16 protein-coding genes are annotated in these 22,807 nt (G+C 55.3%); 11 read left to right on the top strand and 5 right to left on the bottom strand.

Features of this window, described 5'->3' with window-relative positions; translation table 11 throughout:
- Positions 1 to 238: 238 nt before the first annotated feature.
- Positions 239 to 3,061, bottom strand: coding sequence for an Rne/Rng family ribonuclease (locus G497_RS20555; protein ID WP_245576351.1), 2,823 nt, complete (start codon positions 3,059 to 3,061; stop codon positions 239 to 241).
- 492 nt (positions 3,062 to 3,553) lie between these two features.
- Positions 3,554 to 3,778 carry a hypothetical protein gene (locus G497_RS0105445; protein WP_027187400.1) on the bottom strand — a complete coding sequence of 75 codons (225 nt, stop codon included), beginning with the start codon at positions 3,776 to 3,778 and terminating at the stop codon, positions 3,554 to 3,556.
- Between G497_RS0105445 and hisD the strand changes: the two genes are divergently transcribed.
- From hisD to G497_RS0105375, 9 genes are all read left to right on the top strand, one after another.
- The gene (hisD, locus tag G497_RS0105440; protein ID WP_027187399.1) at positions 3,777 to 5,102 is read left to right on the top strand and encodes a histidinol dehydrogenase; all 1,326 of its coding nucleotides are present in this window, start codon (positions 3,777 to 3,779) and stop codon (positions 5,100 to 5,102) included. The two genes, G497_RS0105445 and hisD, sit on opposite strands and share 2 nt — an antisense overlap.
- A gap of 498 nt (positions 5,103 to 5,600) precedes the next feature.
- Positions 5,601 to 6,380 (top strand): enoyl-ACP reductase FabI, encoded by a 780-nt coding sequence (locus tag G497_RS0105430; protein ID WP_027187397.1) that lies wholly within the window; start codon positions 5,601 to 5,603, stop codon positions 6,378 to 6,380.
- 256 nt (positions 6,381 to 6,636) lie between these two features.
- Positions 6,637 to 6,804: a hypothetical protein gene (locus tag G497_RS20080; RefSeq protein ID WP_156907947.1), complete on the top strand. Its 168-nt coding sequence runs from the start codon at positions 6,637 to 6,639 to the stop codon at positions 6,802 to 6,804.
- Between the two features lie 24 nt (positions 6,805 to 6,828).
- Entirely contained in the window at positions 6,829 to 7,422 is a 594-nt protein-coding gene (locus G497_RS0105410; protein WP_027187396.1) for an IMP cyclohydrolase, read from the top strand.
- A gap of 198 nt (positions 7,423 to 7,620) precedes the next feature.
- Positions 7,621 to 9,438: a GTPase HflX gene (hflX, locus tag G497_RS16880; protein ID WP_500683359.1), complete on the top strand. Its 1,818-nt coding sequence runs from the start codon at positions 7,621 to 7,623 to the stop codon at positions 9,436 to 9,438.
- Positions 9,416 to 11,623, top strand: coding sequence for an SF1B family DNA helicase RecD2 (gene recD2, locus G497_RS0105395; protein WP_027187395.1), 2,208 nt, complete (start codon positions 9,416 to 9,418; stop codon positions 11,621 to 11,623). Before hflX ends, recD2 begins: the two co-directional genes overlap by 23 nt.
- Before the next feature lie 223 nt (positions 11,624 to 11,846).
- The gene (locus G497_RS0105390; protein ID WP_027187394.1) at positions 11,847 to 12,083 is read left to right on the top strand and encodes a ubiquitin family protein; all 237 of its coding nucleotides are present in this window, start codon (positions 11,847 to 11,849) and stop codon (positions 12,081 to 12,083) included.
- Positions 12,084 to 12,424: 341 nt separating this feature from the next.
- Positions 12,425 to 13,828, top strand: a complete 1,404-nt coding sequence (locus G497_RS0105380; protein WP_034636793.1) for a MiaB/RimO family radical SAM methylthiotransferase — start codon at positions 12,425 to 12,427, stop codon at positions 13,826 to 13,828.
- A 79-nt stretch (positions 13,829 to 13,907) separates the two neighbouring features.
- Positions 13,908 to 14,303: a DUF4911 domain-containing protein gene (locus G497_RS0105375; protein ID WP_245576350.1), complete on the top strand. Its 396-nt coding sequence runs from the start codon at positions 13,908 to 13,910 to the stop codon at positions 14,301 to 14,303.
- Positions 14,304 to 14,500: 197 nt separating this feature from the next.
- Here G497_RS0105375 and G497_RS0105370 read toward each other — a convergent pair whose 3' ends face one another.
- The 3 genes from G497_RS0105370 to G497_RS0105355 all read right to left on the bottom strand — a co-directional run bounded on the left by G497_RS0105370 (position 14,501) and on the right by G497_RS0105355 (position 18,151).
- Positions 14,501 to 15,931, bottom strand: a complete 1,431-nt coding sequence (locus tag G497_RS0105370; protein ID WP_027187391.1) for a basic amino acid/polyamine antiporter — start codon at positions 15,929 to 15,931, stop codon at positions 14,501 to 14,503.
- A gap of 590 nt (positions 15,932 to 16,521) precedes the next feature.
- Complete coding sequence (locus G497_RS0105360; RefSeq protein WP_027187390.1) at positions 16,522 to 17,532, bottom strand: inorganic phosphate transporter; 1,011 nt, start codon at positions 17,530 to 17,532, stop codon at positions 16,522 to 16,524.
- Positions 17,525 to 18,151 (bottom strand): DUF47 domain-containing protein, encoded by a 627-nt coding sequence (locus tag G497_RS0105355; RefSeq protein ID WP_027187389.1) that lies wholly within the window; start codon positions 18,149 to 18,151, stop codon positions 17,525 to 17,527. Before G497_RS0105355 ends, G497_RS0105360 begins: the two co-directional genes overlap by 8 nt.
- 674 nt (positions 18,152 to 18,825) lie before the next feature.
- Here G497_RS0105355 and secA point away from each other — a divergent pair.
- Both secA and argJ read left to right on the top strand, forming a co-directional pair.
- Positions 18,826 to 21,543 (top strand): preprotein translocase subunit SecA, encoded by a 2,718-nt coding sequence (secA, locus tag G497_RS0105345; RefSeq protein ID WP_027187388.1) that lies wholly within the window; start codon positions 18,826 to 18,828, stop codon positions 21,541 to 21,543.
- Between the two features lie 38 nt (positions 21,544 to 21,581).
- Positions 21,582 to 22,766, top strand: coding sequence for a bifunctional glutamate N-acetyltransferase/amino-acid acetyltransferase ArgJ (gene argJ / locus G497_RS0105340; RefSeq protein ID WP_027187387.1), 1,185 nt, complete (start codon positions 21,582 to 21,584; stop codon positions 22,764 to 22,766).
- Positions 22,767 to 22,807: the final 41 nt, after the last annotated feature.

The raw sequence follows: 22,807 nt of genomic DNA, 5'->3' as shown, positions 1-22,807 counted from the left end.
TGATAAACCCGTTATGAGACCATTGTGCAATGAATTGTTGGATTCTCTTGGGGGACGCTGTCCCCCAGCCCCTGCAAGGGGCGTCATGCCCTTTACGTCGACGGCAGTCGCGAGCGTTGCGAGCCGTGGAGTGAGGGCTGAGGGTGTAAGCAGCTATGCTGACCCACACATTTCCACAAAGTCCGAGCGGAGAAATGGAAGGGTTTGGGGGGGCAGAGCCTGACCAAAGAAAGCACAATTATTTTAAGCGAATTTCCAGGTCCATGCCGTAGGTTTGTTCCATTTCGGCAAGGCGCTGGCGTTTGCTATTGAGCAGGTACATGGCCAGGGTTTGGTCGGTTTCATACACCAGTTTTTCTTGGCCTTTGGCAGCACGCATCAGGCGGGTAATTTCACGCAGGGCCTGCTGGCACTGCCATTCCATGTTGCGGCGCTGGCCTGTGCCATTACAATGCGGGCACGGTTCAGAACTGACAGAAATGGCGGAAGAACCAAGGCGCTGGCGCACCATTTCCAGCATGCCAAAGGTGCTGATGCGCCCTACGTCATACCGGGCACGGTCTACTTTCATGCCGTCGCGCAGGGCTTTTTCCACCTCGCGCCAGTGGCTTTTGTCACGCATTTCAATGAAGTCGGCCACCACCTGCCCGCCAATGTCGCGCAGGCGCAGTTGCAGGGGAATCATGCGGGCTGCTTCCATATTGGTGCGGTAGGCCATGTCTTCAAAATTGTTTTTCCCGCTGCTGCGGCCAGAGTTAATGTCGATGGCTGTAAGCGCTTCGGTGGCATCAATTACCAGCCTGCCGCCAGAAGGCAGGGCAACCTCACGCGACTGAATCTGGTCCAGTTGGCGTTGCAGGTTGAAGCGCTCAAACAGGGGCATGCTTTCCTGGTGTACACGCACAAGGTTCTTTTTCCGGGGAAACAGCTTGGCCGTGAGGGAATTGACAGCATTGGCGGCGGGTTCATCGTCCAGCCACACTTCCACCACATCGTCGGTCAAATAATCGCGCACGGCCCGTGTGGCCAGGTCAAATTCCTGGTATACAAGGCAGGGGGCATCTTCTGAAGTGCCACGGGTGCGAATTTCTTCCCATGTTTCCTTCAGGTATTCAAGGTCGCTTTCAAGGCTGTTTTTGTCTGCCCCCATGCTTACGGTGCGAACAATAACCCCAAGGCCGGGGCCAGGGTTCAGGCCGTTCAGCAGTTCACGCAGGCGGGCCCTTTCTGTTTCGTTCTCCACTTTGCGGGAAACGCCAATCTGTTCCCGGCCAGGGGTAATAACCAAAAAACGGCCCGGCAAAGAAAGGTAGGTGGTTAAAAAGGCCCCTTTGGTGCCCGTGGGTTCCTTTACTACCTGCACTAGCACTTCCTGCCCAGGGCGCAGCACCTTCTGGATGGGGGGGTACTTGTGGTTGCGGCTTGGGTCGTGCGGGGAGTTGAAGTATTCCGGGTGCACTTCATCTATTTGCAAAAAGCCATTTTTAACAGCGCCATAGCTAACGAAGGCGGCTTGCAGGTTGGGGTCTATGTTATGAATAATGCCCTTGTAAATGTTGCCCTTGGTTTTGGCCTGGTGCAGCATTTCAACATAATATTCACGTACTTGCCCTTCTTCTGTAAGCACTACTTCCACCTGCTCTTCTGGCAGAACGCTTACAAACATCTTGCGGCGTGAACCTTTGCCCTGGTTGTCTGCTTCCACAGGCTGGCCTTTTTTGTTGCCGCCCTTTTTACGCCTGCCGTTGCCGCCATCTTGCTGGGTGGATTCGCCTTCAAAATACTCGTCATCTGTACTGTCTTGCCCGGCATCTGCCGGGGCAAAAAAGGTGTCCATATCGCCAGCGGGCCATGCTTCAGTGGTTTCAGCGGGCTCTTGCCCTGGCAGGCGGTCTTCACGGCCTTTGCGGCCGCGCCCACGGCGTGAACGCGAACGCCCCTTGCCTTCATCCCCACGGCTCTGGGCTTGGTCTTCCGCCCGCGAAGCTTCTGTTCTTGGGGCTTGCGCTTCCGCAGGAATCATTTCTGGCCCGGTGGGCTCATCATCTGTAAATACAAAAGGCCCTTCCACCAATGCCGCGCCCATGGCGGCGGCACTTTGCTGGTTGCCATTGGTCCCGTTCGTTCCATTTCTTGGCTTTCTGCCACCGCGCCCACGGCGCCCCTGCTTTCTTCCTGTGGCGTTGTGCTGGCCAGCGTCTTCCGCAGCCATGCTTCTTTCAGCGCCTTCAAGGTTGGCAGAAGGTTGGGATGGGGACTGTGTCACAGGGGATACAGGGGCAGCAGGAGCATTGGTGCCTTCATGGGCAGCGGTAACTTTGGGTGCGCCCTTGGGGGAACCCTGCCGTGCTGCAGCGGCGTTGCCGCCGCGCCCCCTGCCATTACTGTGCCGGGGCTGGCGCTGCTGTTCTTTTGCAGAAGAAGCACCACGTGCTTCATTGGCAGAAGAAGTGCTACGTGTGTCATTTGCACGTGCTTCTTGGGCAGGCTGAGAAACTTCAAAAGAAGGGGCTGTAAAAGAAGCGGGGGCAGCCTGCTCTGGCGCGGGCGGGGTGGCGTGGCCCTGTGTGCTGGCCTGGGGGGGAGTGGACGTTTTGGCAGCCTGGGGTGCCCTGCTTGTTCTTTTGGCCGGGGCTTTGGCTATTCTTGGGGCAGCAGCAGGCTTCCCTGCGTCCTGGCCTTCATGGGTGGGGGTTGCAGCCGTAGTTTGTGCGGGTGCGGCAGCTTCCCCGCTAGCGGCCCTGGGCTTGCGCGCTGGTTTGCTGGCGGGTTTCTTCACCTGGCTGGTGGGGTTGGCAGCTTTTTCCGCCCTGGTGGTGGGGGTGTCTTGTGCGGTGTTGCCTTGGGCTGTTTCTGCCGTTTTGGCAGTGCTTTTGGCGGTGCCCGCTTTGGCAGTGGTTTTACGCGGTGTTTTTGCGGCAGCAGCAGTTTTGGTGGAGCCTTGCTTTACACTTTTGCGTGCAGTTTTTGCCGTTGCGTCAGATGCTTTTTTGTCGGCTGCGGCAGGTGCGGGTTGTTCCGTAGGGGTAATAGCGCGGGGTGCATCTTGGTCAGATGTCATAAATGTCCTCAAAAAGAGATAAAAAAATGATTGATGAAACCGCTGCGGCAGGCGAATAAATTTTTGCATGGGGCCAAGGGCACTTCCGTGACGAAACAGTACTGGCAAGAAAAAACAATTTTCAATACGGGTGCTTTGGCTACAAACAAAAACAGAAACCATAGGGTCAGCGTTTCAAAATACTCCAGCCTGCCGCGGGGCAGGTGGCCTGCAAATACGCAGGAACAGAAAAAAGTTTCTGCTCCCGGAAAACTTCTGATGATTGGTATTTGTATTTCTGCCAGGAATGGACATTCCGGCAAAGCGAACATATGAAAAAAAATATGCGGTCTTTGCACGAAACAACCCAGACATTGCCAGAAAAAAAGCCTTGCGTCAGTTGTTCCCAAAATTTGTTACTGGTGGCAGCACCGTGGCGCGGGGGCGCACACGGCATGGGCCGGGCAATAGCGGCAGGCGTTTTCCCCCTGCGAGAAAAGGGCATTTCCGGCCTTACCGGAAGGAAAAACCACGCACAGCGCTCTTTGTCCGGGCCAATTTACCATCACCATTGGATAAAAACCTTTTTTTCTCTAAATGGCAAGTAAAACTATTTTCCTGTATTGTTAAATGCAGTGCCAACTGCTCGACTTTTTCGGCCTCCTCGGCTAGTGTTACAGGCATACACGGCCGCATTGCCTTGCCCTTTTTCGCGCGCATTTTTATTGGAGGATCCATGCCTTGCCCCTTTCTACGCCTACATTCCCTTGCTGATGCAGCTCCACTTCTGGCTGTTTTACAAGGCCGGAACGAACCTGAACCCGCTGTGCCCGGCAAACCCGGCACAGAAGAACAGGTTGCCACTATTTTGCACCGGGTGGAAAAGGAAGGCCTTGAGGCTGTGGTGGATTTTACCCGCCGCTTCGACGCCCCTGCATTTACCGAGGCGCAGTTCAAGGTGCCCGCAGCGGCCCTGAAAGCCGCCTTTGCGCGCATGGACCCCCAAGACCTTGCCATGCTGCAACAGGCTGTGCATAACATTCGCATCTACCACGAGCGCCAGCGCGAAAATTCTTGGTTCATTACCGGGGAAGATGGTTCCATTATGGGCCGCCGCGTGCTGCCCGTAGACCGTGCAGGGCTGTATGTGCCCGGTGGCAAGGCAGGCAGCACCCCGCTTATTTCCAGCCTGCTCATGGGGGCCATTCCTGCCCAGGCCGCAGGTGTGCAGGAAATTGCCGTGGTTTCTCCCCCGGGGCCAGACGGCACCATTCATGAAGCCATTCTTGCTGTTGCCCACCTGCTGGGCATTACGGAAGTATACGCCGCAGGCAGCGCCTGGGGTGTGGCGGCCCTGGCCTTTGGGGCTGGCCCCCTTGCCCCGGTGGACGTTATTGCCGGGCCGGGCAATATTTATGTAGCCACTGCAAAACGGTTGCTGCTGGGCCGGGTGGGCATTGACATGATTGCCGGGCCAAGCGAAATTCTGGTTATTGCCGACCACACCGCAAACCCTGCTTGGGCTGCGGCAGACATGCTTTCCCAGGCTGAACACGACCCCATTGCTTCTGCTTTGTGCCTGTGCACAGATGAAGCGTTGGCCCACGCCATTCATGCGGAAGTGGCACGCCAGGCGGCCTTGTTGCCGCGCAAAGACATTGCCGCCCATTCCCTGCAAAAATACAGCGCCGTGGCCGTTGTGCCAAACATTGCCACAGCGGTGAACATTGCCAATGCGGTAGCCCCGGAACACCTGGAATTGCTGGTGCAAGACCCCTGGGCTGTTATGCCGGGCATACGCCACGCCGGGGCAGTATTCATGGGGCACCATGCCGCTGAAGCCCTGGGCGACTACATGGCAGGGCCAAACCACGTGCTGCCTACCATGGGCACGGCCCGGTTTGCTTCCCCCCTTGGTGTGGAAACATTTTGCAAAAAAATGTCCATTGTGGCCCCCAGTGCGGCCTTTTCCCGCAGCAACGCCGCCCACGTGGCCCGCTTTGCCCGCATGGAAGGGCTGGAAGCACATGCTCGTTCCGCCCTGTGCCGGGGGGAAGGGTAGGGAAACGCTGATTTATTTCGTTTGGCGGCGTTATAGCCCTGAAGCTGACAGCAGTCGCGAGCATTGCGAGCCGTGGAGTGAGGGCGGAGGGTGCGGGGTGGCTTGGCTACCCGCACATTTCCACGAAGTCCGAGCGGATAAAGGAAACAGTCCGGCACCAGCACGGTGTGCCGTGCAGGAATTGATTCTTTTATGCGCTGCGCTGCAACGCTAATTAGAGTGTTTGACCTTGGCGCTTATTCAGCGCATACTGCACAGAATAATGTGCTGGCAAGGGCTGTTGTGGCAGTTTTTGCCCAATGTCTTTTTGCAGGCCAGTGGGAAAGCCCCTTGCCAAATCGGTTTTTTTTTGGCAAGCAACTAGCCCATATTAATTAACACCCTTAGGGGTGCAGGAACCAGCGGTACAATGCTGCCATTGTGCTGAAATCAATATTAATGTTGCTAGACAACACCGGAAAACGGCGCCAAAAGGCGTGCGCCAACCAAGGAGCCTTTATGCTATTGAAAGGAAAAAAAGCAGTCATTTGCGGTGTGGCAAACAATAAAAGCATTGCGTATGGCATTGCCAAGGCCTTTGTGGACCACGGGGCCGAAATTGCCCTTTCCTGGCCAGGCGAAGCCTTGCGTAAACGGGTAGACCCCATTGCTGAAGAGCTGGGCGCTGCCTTTACCTTCCCGTGCGATGTGACTTCCGACCAGGACCTTGCTAACGCTGCTACCACCGTGAAAGAAAAATGGGGCAACTTTGACATTCTGGTACACGCCGTTGCCTTTGCCAACCGTGAAGACCTGCAAGGCCGGTGTATAGACACATCCCGTGAGGGCTTTGCCCTGGCACTGGATGTGTCCGCGTACTCCCTGATTGGTCTTTCCCGCGCGTTTGAGCCGCTTATTAACAAAAACGGCTCTGTTATGACCCTTTCCTATTACGGTGCCCAAAAAGTTATTACCAACTATAATATTATGGGCATTGCCAAGGCCGCGCTGGAAGCTTCCGTGCGTTACCTTGCCTACGATTTTGGGGAAAAAGGTATTCGCGTTAACGCCATCAGTGCTGGCCCCCTGAAAACCCTTGCAGCCTCCGGTATTTCCGGCTTCGGCAAAATTTTAAGCCATATCGAACATTACACCCCCTTGAAAAAGAACATAACCATTGAAGAAGTGGGCAACACCGCCTTGTTCCTTGCTTCCGACCTGGCTTCCGGGGTAACGGGTGACGTCTTGTTCGTGGATGCAGGTTTCCAGACGTCCGGCATTCAAATTGCGGTAGAGTAAAGCAATTCCCTTTGAGGAGTTTTCCCCAAAGAATACTGCATGTTTGCTTGGCAATGCATTCCGGTTATGGGGTGCGTTGCCTTTGCCGTTTAACGCATATGCACAACACAGGCCTGTTCCTGCCGCAAGGCGGGCAGGGCTAATCCTCATAGCGAGGCAATCCATGGATACAATTCTCCCCCTGTTAATTATGGTGGCAGTGCTTGTACTGCTGCGCAAGGTGTTGCCCCCAGGCATGGGGGTAGGTTGTTGAGGAATGGCCCCAAAGCCTAACCGGGAGTTAGGCACCAAAAAACCACAAGCCCCCGCCGGGGAACAGCCCCAGGAGCAAAACAGCGAGCAGGCAGCAGATGCCCCCGCAGAGCAACCCCCTGCCCCCGCTGCAAGCATCCCCCCGGAAACAGATAAGACAACCAAGCAATAACAATCCTTCTGCAAGGAATAGAATATGGAATTTCTTCCCATTAAACGTGCGCTTTTGAGCGTCACCGATAAATCCGGGCTGGGCGACTTTGCCGCCTTTCTGGTGAAAAACGGGGTGGAACTTGTTTCCACTGGCGGCACTTTTACCTTTTTGCAAAATGAAGGCCTGCCCGTAACCCCCGTGGAAAAGGTCACCAATTTTCCTGAAATCATGGGAGGCCGGGTAAAAACCCTGCATCCTGCCATTCATGGTGGCATCCTGGCAGATAAAGACAACCCTGCCCACTTAAGCGCCATTGCAGGCCTTGGCATTGCCCCTTTTGATTTGGTGTGCGTGAACCTGTACAACTTCGCTGAGGCTGCCAAAAAAGGCCTGCCCCCGCGTGAAGCCATTGAACAGATTGATATTGGCGGCCCGTGCATGTTGCGCGCTTCTGCCAAAAACTACCATTCTGTGCTGGTTGTGCCTGCCCCATCCTGGTATGAACGCATTACTGAAGACCTGCTCAACAACGGTATGCAGGCCCCCCTGGAACTGCGCAAAACCATGGCCCGCGCCACCTTTGCCGCAACCGCTGCCTACGATGCCATGATTACTCAGTATTTCACATTACACTAGGAAACGCTGATTTTTTCCGTTTGGCTGTGTTGCTTCACGTTTTTTGCAGGGGGGCAGGGCCAAAGAGCCCACCCCCCCTGCAAAAAACACTTGCGCCTTACCAAACGAAAAAACTGAGCGTTTCCCATGGCTAATTACCCCATGTTTTCATAAAACACTCATGCATTGACCAGTGTAAATGAATGGCACTGCATTGTTTTGCCCTTACCTCGTAACCATCAGGAACACGCCATAGCACAAGTAACAGGCAACACCCAGGGGCTTAAATCAAGCCAGTTAAAAGCGCTGCAACGCTTGCTTTCCCGCCGTTACCCTGCCCAGGGGGGGTATACCACGGAGCAGGCCCGCGAACTTGCGGCCCTTTCCCGTTCCATTAGTCGGCAAGTTGGCCTGTGCATAGACCGCCGGGGGCGGGTGCTTATGGTTATTGTGGGCACCCCTTCCGGTATTCTCATTCCGGAACTGCCCCGCGCACGGGAAGCGGCAGACAGGCTGCGGGGTTTTCGCCTTATCCACACCCACTTAACGCCTGACCTGCTTTCGCAGGAAGACTGCATGGACATGCTCTTTCTGCGCCTGGACAGCATGGCAGTGCTCACAGTGAGTGAATGGGGCGAGCCTGTCACCTTCCAGCACGCGCACTTGCTACCCCCCAACCCGGAAAACAGCACGTACACCATTCGCCCGGCAGTGGCCTGGAGCGCGGTGGAAACCGACTTTGTGGCAGAAGTGCAAGCCCTGGAAGACGAGCTGGCCCGCGCCATTCAAACGGCTCCTTTTGGCAGTGGCAACGGCCTTGCCCAGCAGCCGGAAGAAGGCCCCAGCGCCTTGCGCCTGGTGCAGGAAAAAAGCCTGAAGCAGAACCCCGAAGCCGGGGCAAGCCGCCGGGCCGTGGTGGTGAGTGTTTCCACCCGCAGCCGGGCCGAGCAGGAATCGGCCCTGACAGAACTGGCGGAACTGGCCTGCACAGCAGGGGTGGTGGTGGCAGGGGCGCTTACCCAGCGGGTAAAAAGCCTGGACCCGCGCACCATTATGGGCAAGGGCAAAATGGCGGAACTGGAAGTGCTGGCCCTGCAAGCCAATGCCGGGCTTATTATTTTTGATGGCGAGCTTTCCCCTTCGCAACTGCGTAACTTAGCTGGCATAACCAAGCGGGTGGTGCTGGACCGCACCCAGGTTATTTTGGATATTTTTGCAGGCCGCGCCACCAGCAAGGGTGGCAAGTTGCAGGTGGAACTGGCCCAGCTTGAATACATGCTACCGCGCCTGAGCCACCAGAACCGCGCCTTCGACCGCATGGCAGGGGGCATTGGGGGCCGTGGCCCAGGGGAAACCAAGCTGGAAACAGACCGCCGCCGCGTGCGCGACCGCATCAGCCGCCTGAAAGACGCGCTGAAAGAACTGCGCCGCCAGCGCCAATATGCCCGTTCCCGCAGGGCCAAGGGCAACGTGCCCGTGGCTTCCCTGGTGGGCTACACCAACGCGGGCAAGTCCACCTTGCTCAACACCCTGACAGGTTCCGGCGTGCTGGCAGAAGACAAGCTGTTTGCCACCCTTGACCCCACCACCCGCCGCCTGCGCTTTCCGCAAGAGCGGGAACTGATTATTACCGACACCGTGGGCTTTATTCGCAGCCTGCCCAAAGCGCTGGTGGAAGCCTTCCGGGCCACGCTTGAAGAACTGGAAGAGGCCGACCTTATGCTGCATGTGGCAGATGCTTCCCACCCTGAGTGTCTCCAGCAAATTCAGGCTGTGGAAGGCATTCTGGCAGAACTTGGCTTGCAGGAAACCCCTGTATTGCTCTTGTTGAACAAAGTGGATGCCCTGGCCCAGGAACAGCGCGAAGTTATGCAGGAAGCCTTTCCCGATGCCCTGTTTATTTCCGCGGCCACGCGGGAAGGGCTGGAAGCTCTTTCTGCCCGCATTGTGCAGCGCATAGACTGGACACGCACCGTAAGCGAACCCGCTTTACCTACACCCCTTGAAGAGAACCATGACGAATCCTTCCCTTCTTGATTTTGCAGGCAAACAGACCATTAAAGGTACGCTTGAGCGCGTTGTGTTCCATAATGAAGACAACGGCTACACTGTGCTGCGTCTGAAAATGCAGGGCAAAACCGACCCTGTTACCGTGGTGGGGGCTATGCCTTCCCCCCAGCCGGGCATTGGCCTGAGCGTAACAGGCACATGGGTGCAGGACGCCCGCTTTGGCCGCCAGTTTAAAATGGAGTCGGCTGAAACGCTGCTGCCCGCCAGCCTGGAAGGTATTCGCCACTACCTCGGTTCCGGCCTTATCAAGGGCGTTGGGGCTGTGCTTGCCGGGCGCATTGTGGACGCCTTCAAAGAAGAAACGTTTCAGGTGCTGGACGAAGACCCGGACCGTCTTTCCACCATCAAGGGGCTTTCCCCCCGGCTCATCAGCCAGATTAAAACGGCCTGGTCAGAACACACGGGCGTGCGCGACCTCATTATGTTTCTGCAACCCCACGGGGTTTCCACCTCCTACGCTGTGCGCATTTTCCGCCACTACGGGGCAGACGCCCTTGCCGTGGTGAAGGAAAATCCCTACCGCCTGGCCATGGACATTCATGGCATTGGCTTTGCCACAGCCGACCTTATTGCCCAAAAGCTGGGCATTCTGCCGGAAAGCCCCCTGCGGGCACAGGCCGGGCTGCTGTTTACCCTGCGCCGCCTTACGGATGATGGTCATGTATTTTATCCCTTTGAAGAACTGGTAACCATGACAGCCGACGAGCTGCTTATTCCTACCATTACGGTGGAAGATGCCGTGCAGCAGTTGGTGCTGGAAGAGCGCGTGGTGCTGGAAGAACTTGTGCCAGATGAAGGCGAAGCCTTCCAGGCCTTGTACCTTGGGCGCTACCACCACTGCGAATCTGGCATTGCCCATTATTTGCGGCGCATTGTGCATTCCCCCAAATCCGTGCTGTTTACTAACCCGGATTCCTTGCTGGAAAAAGTGCTGCATATGTTGCCCATTGAGCTGGCAGAAGAACAGCAGGAAGCCGCCCACGCCTGCCTGACTGAAAAGCTGCTGGTGGTCACCGGTGGCCCCGGCACAGGAAAGACCACCGTTATTAACGCCATTATCAAGCTGTTTCAGGCGGGTAAGGGCAAGGTGCTGCTGGCAGCCCCCACGGGCCGCGCGGCCAAACGCATGACAGAAGCCACCGGGCTGGAAGCTAAAACTATTCACCGCCTGCTGGAATACAGCCCTAAGGAAGACGGCTTTGCCCGCAACGAAAACAACCCGCTGGCGTGCAGCCTGCTGGTGGTGGATGAAGCTTCCATGCTGGACACGGTGTTGCTGTATTACCTGCTCAAAGCCGTGCCCCTGGGTGCTACCCTGGTGTTTGTGGGCGACGTGAACCAGTTGCCCAGCGTTGGCCCCGGCAACGTGCTCAAAGACATTATTGAATCCGGCGTGGCGCGGGTGGTGCAGCTTACGGAAGTGTTCCGGCAGGCAGCAGCCAGCGAAATTATCATGAACGCCCACCGCATTAACCAGGGGGAAGTGCCCCCGGTTATGCCACCGGAAAAAGGTCTTTCGGACTTTTATTTTATCCGCCAGGAAGACCCGGAGCAGGCCGCCAACATGGTGGTGGATTTGGTGAAAAACCACATCCCGCGCCGCTTCGGGCTGGACCCGGTGGAAGATATTCAGGTACTTACCCCCATGCACAAGGGGGAAGCTGGCGTTGCCGCCCTGAACCGCAAATTGCAGGAAGCCCTGAACAAGAATGGCAACCCCATTAAGCGGGGCGACCGCCATTACCACCTGGACGACAAGGTCATGCAGGTGCGCAATAACTACGACAAAGACGTGTTCAATGGCGACATTGGCCGCATTTGCTATATCAACCAGGAAGAGCGCGAGCTGACCGTGCGGTTTGACGAGCGCAACGTGCTGTATACCTTCGAAGAACTGGATGAAGTGACCCCGGCCTATGCTATTTCCGTGCATAAGTCGCAGGGGTCGGAATACCCGGCCGTGGTGCTGCCTGTGCTAATGCAGCATTATATGCTGCTTCAGCGCAACCTTGTGTACACGGGCGTGACCCGTGGCAAGAAGCTGGTGGTGCTGGTGGGGTCGGTGAAAGCGCTGAGCATGGCGGTGAAGAACAACAAGATGCATAAGCGCTACACCTGGCTGGCCAAGCGTCTACGCGAAGGCCTGGAATAAACTTAGGAAACGCTGTCTTTTTCCGTTTGGCGGCGTTGCTCGCATTTTTTCCAGTGGGGCAGGACCGAAGAGTCCAGCGCCCACTGTAAAAAATGCTCGCGCCTTGCCAAACGAAAAAATACAGCGTTTCCAAATAGCAACTAACCGGCATTTTTTCAAATATTTTGCAAGGCATTGGCACATACCAACAGGCCGTGCCACAAACCCATACAAAAGACATAGTATGACAGAAGATACCGAAAAATTTGTTCGCGCACCCAGGACCATTACTGTGCGTATGCAGCCCCAAGAGCGGGAAATCATCATGCCCCACCAGAAAACGGTGTTGCGCCTGCTGCAAACCTTAGGCTTTGGTTTGACCTCGGCCCTGGTTATTCGCGACGGGGAGTTGCTGACCCATGACAGGGCTATTGCCCCAGGGGATACCATAACTCTCCGCGTTGTCACCTCCTCCGGGTAATTCATAGTCTTTTTGTTTCTGCCTGCGTCAGGTTCGCTGCGTGCGATGCTCATGTATGTCCCTATACACATCGCCCCGCACGCAGCTTCCTTCCTTGGCAGAAAGCAAAAATCCTTATGAATTACCAAATGCTGATTTTTTCCGTTTGGCGGCGTTGCTCGCATTTTTTCCAGCGGGGCAGGACCGAAGAGTCCAGCACCCACTGCAAAAAAAGCTCGCGCCTTGCCAAACGAAAAAACTACGCATTTCCTTCGAGTTCAGTTTTCTCTTCCTGTCTGCGTTAGGTGATTTAAAGTGGTGAGGCTCTGCCTCCCCCATAATAAACCCACTAATGGATTTTCATGCAAACACTTGCTCCGTTCCGATTTTTTCTGGCAACTTTGGGTTGTAAAGTAAACCAGTATGAGAGCCATGCCCTGCGTGAGGCGTGGCTGGCCCATGGCTGCACGGAAGTTGTGCAGCCGGAAGTGGCAGATGTGGTGCTGGTAAACTCGTGTGCTGTAACGGCTGGTGCCGTAGCAGACGTGCGCAGCGCTGTGCGCAGGTTGCATAGGCTGGCTCCGCAGGCCCGCATTGTTATTACCGGGTGCGCGGCAGAAGTGCTTGGCCCGGAAATGGCTGCCCTGGAAGGAGTAACCAGAGTTGTGCCCCAGCATGACAAGGCATTGCTGCTGCAACTGCCCGTGTTGGAGGTTCAGGCTGATGATTTGGCTGTTGTGCCAGGCGAGGCTGCCATGGGCATAGCAGGGCAGGAACCTCCCGCCATGCACGATATTGCCGCCTTCCCGCCTTTTCAGGTGAGCGGGTACGACCGCTCCCGCGCTATTGTGAAGGTGCAGGACGGCTGTTCCCACCGCTGCACCTACTGCATTGTGCCCAGCACACGGGGCAAGGCCCGTTCCCGCCCGGTGGAAGATGCCCTGGCAGAAATTGAACGCCTGCTGGTAGCGGGCTTCCGGGAAATAGGCATTAATGGGGTGAACCTGCGCCAGTTCGGGCGCGACCTGAACCCTGCCGTGGATTTTTGGGATTTTATGGAGCGCGTGGAAGAGCGCTTTGCCCCGGTGTGGGCAGGGCGTATGCGCCTTCGCATTAGTTCGCTGGAGCCTGGGCAACTTACCGATAAGGCACTGGTGTGCCTGCAACACAGCAACATTATTGCCCCGCAACTGCACCTTTCCCTGCAAAGTGGCAGCCCTGCTGTGCTGCGGCGCATGGGGCGCGGGCATTATGACCCCAATCAGGCCGCCACCTTCATGCAGGCTCTTGCCAAGGTGCGTCCTGTGTGGGGGCTGGGGGCCGACATTATTGCAGGCTTCCCAGGGGAAACCGAGAAAGAGTTTGCTGAAACCATGGCTCTGTGCCAGGCCTTGCCCCTTTCCTATGCCCATGTGTTCGCCTTTTCCAAACGCCCCGGCACCCCGGCAGCCACCATGCAAGGGCAGGTGGCGGGCGATGCGAAAAAAGCCCGCACCGCTGCCTTACGCGCCCTGGTGGCTACAAAGGCTACCGCATTTGTAGCGGCGCAGTGCCAGTTGCCCGTGGTGTATGTGGTGCCGGAAGGACATAAACAAGAGCGTGGCAGCGTAGCCAGCGAGGTGCAAGGGGTGAATGAATATTACACAGAATGCCGCTTTACCGGGCCTGTGCGGCTGCCGCACGATGGTTCGTTTGTGGCTGGCAGGCCCGTGCAGGCCCAAGGCACAACATTGTTGCTGGAGCCTGTGGAGCTGTGTGCTGAGTAAACTTACCGGAAACTTGCTGCATTAATCCATTGTAACGCAATGAAAATTTCGGATAACCGCAGGAATGTGTGAGCTATTTATGGAAGACGTAGTGCGTGAAGTGCCCAGTGCCAGCGGGCAAGCCGGGGAACGCTGCTTGCCCAAAGGCCATTGCCCGGCCATGGGCGTGCAGCCTGCCGGGCAAAGCCGGGGCAAGCGCCGCAGGCCGCGCAAGGGCAAGGTATACCCTGCCCCTGCCTATTCCGGCAGGCTGTATGTAAAAATTCATGCCGGGCAGGTGCATATGTTCCGGTACCTGCTGGAAGCGGAAGATAACCTGGGCATTATGACCGTGGTGGACAGGTGGGGGGCCGTGCTGCTGGTGCGCTTTTCACCGCATCAGGAACGGGAAGTGCGGGAATGGCTGGCAGGTATGATGGAAACCGTGCCCTTTACCATTCTCCCCGTGGAGACATTGGCGGCAGATGCCGGGTAGATTATTGTGTACAAATTGTATTGATTTTTATTGGGGAGGCTCTGCCTCCCCAAACCCCTCCGCCAAGGGCATGATGCCCTTGGATCCCCCCATTTACGCTCTCAGTTTCGCAATGCAAAACTGAGAGCGTAAATGGGGGTCAAGGGGCGTCACGTCCCTTGCAGGGGTTGGGGGACAGCGTCCCCCAAGATAATTCCTTAAAATACGAGGTTGCCGGAGGCCAAACTCCACACCCCAAAGCAAGCCATGGCTCCCACGGCCAGGAACACCATGAGTTCCACAGGGGTAAACAGGGTCTTTTTTTGTTCCCGGCGCACCATAATATACAAAACGGTGCCGATGAAATAGAGAATGGCGGAAAGCATAATAAAGCGCAGGCCCCCGGCGGCGAGCATGCCAAAAGCATACAGGGTTGCCAGGAACCCTTTTACAAGGTCCCCCCGGCGCGGGGCTGGGGTTGTTTCATATGTTTCCCCGGTGAATGCCAGCTTGAAGGCATAGCCCCCCACCAGCAGGTAGGGAATAAGCGTCATGGCGCTGGTCATTTTCAGGGCCAGTTTGAAGGCGGAATCGGCAAACGGGGTAAGCAGCAGGAAAAACTGGATGATAATGTTGGAAACCAGCAAGGCCGTAATGGGGGCGTTATTTTTGTTTTCCTTGGCCAAAAAGGCGGGCATGGCATTGGCCTTGGCAGCGGAAAACATCACTTCCGCAGCCAGAAGCGACCAGGAAAGGTAGTTGCCCAGAATGGAAACAACAAGCCCCGTAGCAATGAACACAGCGCCCCAGTGCCCTACAATTACCTGAAACACCCCTGCCATGGAAGGGGTGGGCAAGCCTGCCATTTCAGCCCGCAGCATAACGCCATAAGCGGGCACGGTAACCAGTACCAAAAGGCCCAGCACTCCCAAAAAGCCCAGCACAGTGGCAATGCCCACGTCTTCCCGCCGCTTGGCATAGCGTGAATAGACGCTGGCCCCTTCAATACCCACGAACACAAATACGGTAACCAGCATGGTGTTGCGCACCTGCCCCAGCACGGAAGAGGGGGTGTAGCCCACGCCGCCCCACAGGTTTTCCATAAATATTTTGCTGTCGAAATGGAACAGAATAACCACAATAAATACACAAATGGGCACAATTTTGGCTACGGTGGCAATGGTGTTTAATATGGCCGCTTCCTTGATGCCGCGCAGAATAAGAAAATGCACGCCCCAAATAAGGGCGGTGCCCGCAACCAGGGCCACAGGGGTGGTGCCGTCGCCAAACATGGGGAAAAATACCCCAAGGGTGGCTTTAATGAGAATGATGCAGGCCACGTCGGCAATGCAGCAGCCAATCCAGTAGCCAAGGGCAGAAGAAAAGCCAAGGTAATCGCCAAAGCCCTCCTGGGCATAGGCGAAAATGCCAGTATCTAAATCGGGCCTTCTGCGGGAAAGGTTCTGGAAGGCAAGGGCCAGGGTGAGCATACCGCAGCCCGCAATACACCAGGCAATAATGGCCCCCAGCGAACCTGTTTGCTGGGCAAGGGCAGAGGGCAGGGCAAATATACCAGAGCCTATCATGGAGCCCATAACAAGCGCCACAAGCGCCCGCAGGGAAAGTTTTTGGTCTGTGGAAAGAGACATGCTTCCGCCTTGTGCTGAAGGTGTTATGCGTTGGCAAACAGGCAATGTCAGAATGCCTGGCGGGGGTGGCAGTGCGTGCGGGGAATTTTACCTGGGTGCAGTGAGGCCGCTACCTGCTCTGCCAGGAAAATGCCCAAAGGTAACCCTGGCAGCAGGAAACGCATAGGTGTGGTGCCGGAATACAGGAATAAAAGATGTGATTCTGTATAGGCATTACAGGCTGGTACAGGAATTGTATTTGATATTGCACGCATTTTCAATAGGTAACTTGGATGTTTTGTGCAGCTAGCTTATGGTGTTAGTTTTGCAACAAGGGCAATAAAAAAACGGCGGAAACCCGCCGTTTTTTTATTGTGTATAGAAATGTGTTACTGATTTTTACAGGGAGTCCTTTAAGCGTGGCGTATTGCGCGATTCTCCCTGGAGGTTTTGGAATTTAAAAAAAACTGATTACATAGTATTTTGGAAACGCTCAGTTATTTCGTTTGGCAAGGCACGAGTTTTTTTTGAAATAGGAGTGGACTCTTCCGTCCTCGACTGTTTCAAAAAAAGCGAAGCAACGCTGCCAAACGGAATAAATGAGTGTTTCCCTAGAAAAGGCCGCCCAGCAGTTCAAGCCCCCAAAAACTAAGCGCCCCCACGGTGGCAGAAGCAGGAATGGTAATAACCCAGGCAATAATCAGGTTGCCGGCAACGCCCCAGCGCACGGCAGAAAGGCGCTTGGTGGAACCTACCCCAAAAATACTGGCGGTAATGGTATGGGTGGTGCTAATGGGGGCGCCAATCATGGAAGCGCAGCCAATTATCATGGCGGCGGAGGTTTCCGCAGCAAAACCATGCACAGGTTCCATTTTGAATATTTTGTGGCCCATGGTTTTCACTATTTTCCAGCCGCCCATGGCAGTGCCTGCGGCCATGGCCAAGGCACAGGCCAGCTTTACCCAAAGGGGAACATGAAAGGTTTCAATTCTGCCAAAAATAAGCAGGGCAAGGGTAATAACCCCCATGGTTTTCTGGGCATCGTTCAGGCCGTGGCTAAGGGCCATAACCCCTGCGGAAAGCATTTGCGACTTGCGGAAAATGCGGTTGACCAGGGGTCGGTTAACTTTGGCAAAAATCAGGTAAATAAGCCACATAAGCAGCCCGCCCATAATGAACCCGGCAATGGGGGAGGCAAGCAGGGGCACAATAATTTTTTTGAAAATAGAAAGAAAGTTCAGCGATTCAAGGCCAGCGTGGGCAAAGGAAGCGCCCATAAGCCCGCCAATAAGGGCGTGGGAAGAAGAAGAGGGAATGCCAAAATACCAGGTAATGCTGTTCCAGAAAATGGCCCCAAAAAGCGCTGCCAGAACAAGTATGTGGCTGCCCGCAACCACTTCAGGCCGCACAATGCCGCTGCCAAGGGTGTTGGCCACTTCCGTGCCAAGCAGAGCACCCACAAGGTTGAGCAGTGCAGCAAGGGTTACAGCGGTGCGCGGGCTGAGTACCTTGGTGGAAACCACTGTGGCAATGGCGTTGGCGCAGTCGTGCGCACCATTGGTAAAGTCGAAAATAAGGGCAGTAAAGATGATGATTACCAGTAATAGAGGTATATCAAGCATTTTTCAGCACCGCTTCCTCAATGGCTTCTGCCAGTTCCACCACCTGTTCCAGGGCCAGTTCCATGCGGTCGTAGGCCTGGCTCCATTTGAGCACTTCCAGAATGTTGGCCGGGGTGGGGTCGCTCAGGTCGTGTAACTCCCCAAGGCCCATGCTCAGCAGCATTTCACATTCATTGCGCAGGGTGCGGAATTCGCGGGTATTGTGGCTGTCGCTCCGTTTGCTCAGGCCTTGCAGCATGTTGCCTGTTAATTCCACCATGTGGTGCAGGGTGCGGGCAAGGCGCAGCATGGGAAAGCGGATTTTGGCAAATTCAAAAATATACAGGCGGTTGGCCATGTTGTGCAGTTGGTCAATGGCTTCTTCTTGCGCCTTGTTAATGTGCAAAATATCTTCGCGGTCAATGGGGGTAATAAACGTTTGGGAAAGGTGGCGGCTGATAACCATATGCAGGTTGTCTGCCTTGGCTTCAAGTGTGGCCACTTCCCTGTGTTGTTTGTCCAGGGCATTGTTGTGTTCCAGAATTTCCACAACAGCGGCAGCTACAGTGCGCAATATCTGGTTTTGTTTTAACAACAGCTTGAAAAATGGGGCTGATTGAGGAAGAAGAGAGTTGAACATGACAGTGTCTCCTGTCGAACGTTTCCCGAACGTAATTCTTTACAATAGGTTGTTTACTTCAACACCCAGAAGAATCGTTCCTGTGGAAGAAGAAAAGGTTGGCAAAGTAAAAACGGCTGTTGCCTGCCAGTTTGCGTGGTGCTGACAATTTCATAAAATAGCAAAAAAGTCAGCAAAAAAGAGATGTAACTCTGAAAGGCTCTCTCGTGTTTGTACCGCAACATGTAATTGAAATATATACTTTTTATTGCTGTATTATAATAACCCCATGCCTTCCGTCATGAATTGTGCCGGGCAGTGTGTTTTGTACGCGACTGAAGTAGGCCTTGTGCTGCCGCAAAAACTGCCTGATGTCCGGTAAAAAGTAACCGCCCATACCCTTTGCGGAATCGTTTGGGTAGACTGAATTGCATGGATTTTCAGGGGGTTTTGCCCAAAAAAAGAACACTTTGTTTTTTTTACCAAAAAAGCTACACTGGCAAGCTGCACCACACATTTTTACACACACAGCCCAAGGAACAGTGCTGCCATTTTTTGTGGGTCTTTTTGGGGTACTGTACCCCGGCTGCCCACCCTGTGTAAAAATGACTTTTTTCCAGCCCGCGCTTGACTCTGCCGGGTTAACGCCTACTTTACCTCAAGTGTTGCAGCCACCTACCCTCCCTGGAGTACTCATGTTCAGCCTTATATTTAAAAAGTTGTTTGGTTCGCAGAACGAGCGCTACATTAAACGCAAGACGCAACTTGTGGCGCAAATCAACGCTCTGGAAGAGCGCATGCAGGCTCTTTCAGACGACGACATGCGTACCCAAATTTGCGCATGGCAGGAAGCCTTGCGCAAAGAGGAAGTGACCCCAGACGAACTTTTGCCGGAAGTGTTTGCCCTGGTGCGTGAAGCCAGCAACCGTGTGCTGGGCATGCGCCACTTTGACGTGCAGCTTATTGGTGCCATGACATTGCATGGTGGCAGAATTGCGGAAATGAGAACCGGGGAAGGGAAAACCCTCATGGCAACCCTTGCCGTGGTGCTTAATGCCCTGGGCGGCAAAGGCGTGCACGTGGTTACGGTGAACGACTACCTGGCCAAGCGCGACGCTGCCTGGATGGGCAAACTGTACAATTTTCTTGGGTTGAGTGTGGGCGTTATTGTGCATGGGCTGAGCGACGAAGAACGCAAAGCCGCCTATGCTGCGGACGTAACCTACGGCACCAACAACGAATTTGGCTTTGACTACCTGCGCGACAACATGAAGTTTTACCAGAACCAGCTTGTGCAGCGCAAACACCAGTTTGCTATTGTGGACGAAGTGGACTCCATTCTTATTGACGAAGCCAGAACCCCCCTTATTATTTCCGGCGCGGCAGACGATTCCACCGACCTGTACCGCACCGTGAACAATATCATTCCCCTGCTGGAGCGCGAAACTCATTTTACCCTGGACGAAAAAGCCAAAACCGCCATGCTTACCGATGCTGGCGTGCAGCGGTGTGAAGAACTGCTGGGGGTAGACAACCTGTTCGACATGCAAAACATCACCTTGCAGCACCACGTGTTGCAGGCCTTGAAGGCCCACCACGCTTTCCGCCTGGATGTGGATTATGTGGTTACAGAAGGACAGGTGGTGATTGTTGATGAATTTACAGGCCGCCCTATGCCGGGCCGCCGTTTTTCCGACGGGTTGCACCAGTCCCTTGAAGCCAAGGAAGGCGTAAAAGTGGAGGCGGAAAACCAGACCCTGGCTTCCATCACCTTCCAAAACTACTTCCGCCTGTATGAAAAACTCAGCGGCATGACAGGTACGGCAGATACTGAAGCCGTTGAATTTCATGAAATTTACGGGCTTGAGGTGGTTTCCATTCCCACCCACCGGCCTATGGTGCGTAAAGACCTGCCTGACGTGGTGTACCGCACCCGCAAGGAAAAGTACCTAGCCATTGTGGAGCAGATAAAAGAATTGCACACCAAGGGGCAGCCTGTTCTGGTGGGCACCATTTCCATTGAAACTTCTGAACTGCTTTCCACCCTGCTGAAGCGTGACCGCATTCCGCACAACGTGCTTAACGCAAAGCACCATGAGCAGGAAGCAGACATTGTGGCAGAAGCCGGGCAACTGGGCAAAGTGACCATTGCCACCAACATGGCAGGCCGGGGTACAGACATTGTGCTTGGGGACGGCGTGCGCGAGCTTGGGGGCCTGTTCATTCTGGGTACGGAACGGCACGAAAGCCGTCGTATTGACAACCAGTTGCGGGGCCGTTCCGGCCGCCAGGGCGACCCTGGCTGTTCGCGCTTCTTCCTTTCCCTGGAAGACGACCTTATGCGCCTGTTTGGTTCAGAACGCATCATGAAGGTTATGGAAACCCTGGGCCTGAAAGACGGCGAATGCATTGAACACCGCATGATTTCACGGGCCATTGAAAATGCCCAGAAGCGGGTGGAAGGCCATAACTTTGAAATTCGTAAAACCCTGCTGGATTACGACAACGTTATGAACCAGCAGCGCGAAGTGGTGTATTCCTTGCGTTATGATGCCATCAGCCGCCCGGAAGTGGAAGGCTTGGTGCAAGAGTTTATTGATGCTGTGCTCAACGATTTGTATGCAGGGTACGAAGCGGCACGCGGCGCCTTGAGTGAAGAAGAAAAAGACATGCTGCGGGCCAACCTGCAAGATATTTTCAGCATGAATGCCTACTGGCAGGGCGAAGAGTTGCCCAACCAGAATGAAGCCCGCGAATGTGCTGAACGTATGCTGGCCCGAGTGCGTGAAGCTGCCCCGGAAATTTACCAGGACATTCTGCGCTATTTTGTGCTGGAAGAACTGGACCGCTGCTGGAAAGAACACCTGTTGAACATGGACCACCTGCGCGACGGTATTGGCCTGCGCGGCTATGGCCAGCGCGACCCCAAGCAAGAATACAAGCGTGAAGGGTTTGCCCTGTTCCGCGACATGCTTATGCGCTTGCAGGAAAACGTGCTGAAAACCGTTGCCCGCCTCCGCTTCCAAGTGGCAGAAGGCCAGAACGAGCAAGGGGAAGACACCACCTACCTTGGGGTAAGCGTGGGGCAGGATGCCGCTGAAGCGCCTGAGACCGCAACCACTGTTGAAGAAGGCCCGGTGGTGGGCACAGCCAGTGTGCCCCGGCACAACGAAGCGGTACCACAGGCCCCTGCCCAGCAAGAACCAGAGCAGGAATTTGAAAGTGCTTCCGCGCAGCCTGGGCCGCAGCAATCTCCATTTATGCACAAAGACCGTTCTTCCCGTCTTTCTTACTCCGGCGCAGGGGAAGGCCACAAAAAAGGACCGGATAAACGCGAAACGCCCAAAGTGGGGCGCAACGATGATTGCCCCTGCGGCAGTGGCAAAAAATTCAAGAAATGCTGCGGCAAATAGCCACAGGCAACAATACTTCAAGGTTACAGGATATGAGTATGTCTACACCACTTGCAAAAGGATTCCAGCTTGCCGCTGTTTCCGCCGGGTTCAAGCGTTCCGGCAAACCTGATTTAAGCCTTGTATACAGCCAGTTGCCGTGTTCTGCGGCCGGGGTGTTCACCACCAACATGTTCAAGGCCGCCCCTGTGCTGGTGGGCCAGGAAATGCTGCACAAATCGCCCCATGCCCGCGCTGTGCTGGTAAACACCGGGCAGGCCAATGCCTGCACCGGGGAGCAAGGCATTGCCAACTGCCGCCACACCCAAACACTGGTGGGCACTGCCCTTGGCATTGGGCCGGAAGAAATTCTGCCCGCTTCCACAGGGGTTATTGGCGCACAAATGAATATGCCCGCCTGGGAAAGCGCCGTGCCGGCGCTTGTGCAAAACCTTGGCAACGCCTCGGTGGAAGAGCTGGCTAAAGCCATGATGACCACAGACAGCTTTCCCAAATTTTGCGGAGAGCAGGTTTCCCTTACAGGCGGTGTGGTCACCCTGACAGGGTTTGCCAAGGGCGCAGGCATGATTTGCCCCAATATGGCCACCATGATTTCCACGGTGCTGTGTGATGCGGTTATTCCCCCGGCTGCCTGGCAGCGTCTGTTTTCCCGCGCTGTGGCCCTTACTTTTAACCGGGCTACGGTAGACGGCGACACAAGCACCAACGACACCCTGTATGGCCTTGCCAACGGCGCTTCCGGGGTGCGGGTGGCAAGGCAGGACATGGCCCTTATGGAAGCGGCCCTTGTGCGCATTTTGGGGAACCTTGCCTATATGCTGGTGCAAGATGGTGAAGGGGCCACCAAGGTGATGCACATTCACGTAACTGGCGCACGCAACGCAGCCGACGCGGAACGCGCTGCCCGTACCGTGGGCCATTCCCAACTGGTGAAAACTGCCATGTACGGCAAAGACGCCAACTGGGGGCGTATTGTAGCAGCCCTTGGGCGCTGCGGGGCTAAGTTTGTGCCGGAAGAAGTGCGGGTTTCCTTGTGCGGTGTGGAACTGTTTGCCGGGGGCCAGCCCACCCCCCTTGATTTTGATTCCCTGCTGAAAGAACCCTTGCAGGGGCGCGACCTGGCCATGGACATTGTGCTGGGAAGCGGAGACGGGGAATATACCCTGCTGGCTTCAGACCTGACGCATGAGTATGTGAACATCAATGCGGACTACCGCAGCTAGGGAAGCGCTGAGTTTTCCGTTTGGCGGCGTTACTCGGTTTT

This window comes from Desulfovibrio cuneatus DSM 11391 (genome assembly GCF_000430005.1).
Classification (GTDB): Bacteria; Desulfobacterota; Desulfovibrionia; order Desulfovibrionales; family Desulfovibrionaceae; genus Frigididesulfovibrio; species Frigididesulfovibrio cuneatus.
Note: the sequence above shows the minus strand (reverse complement) of the source record. Positions and strands in the feature narration are given on the sequence as shown.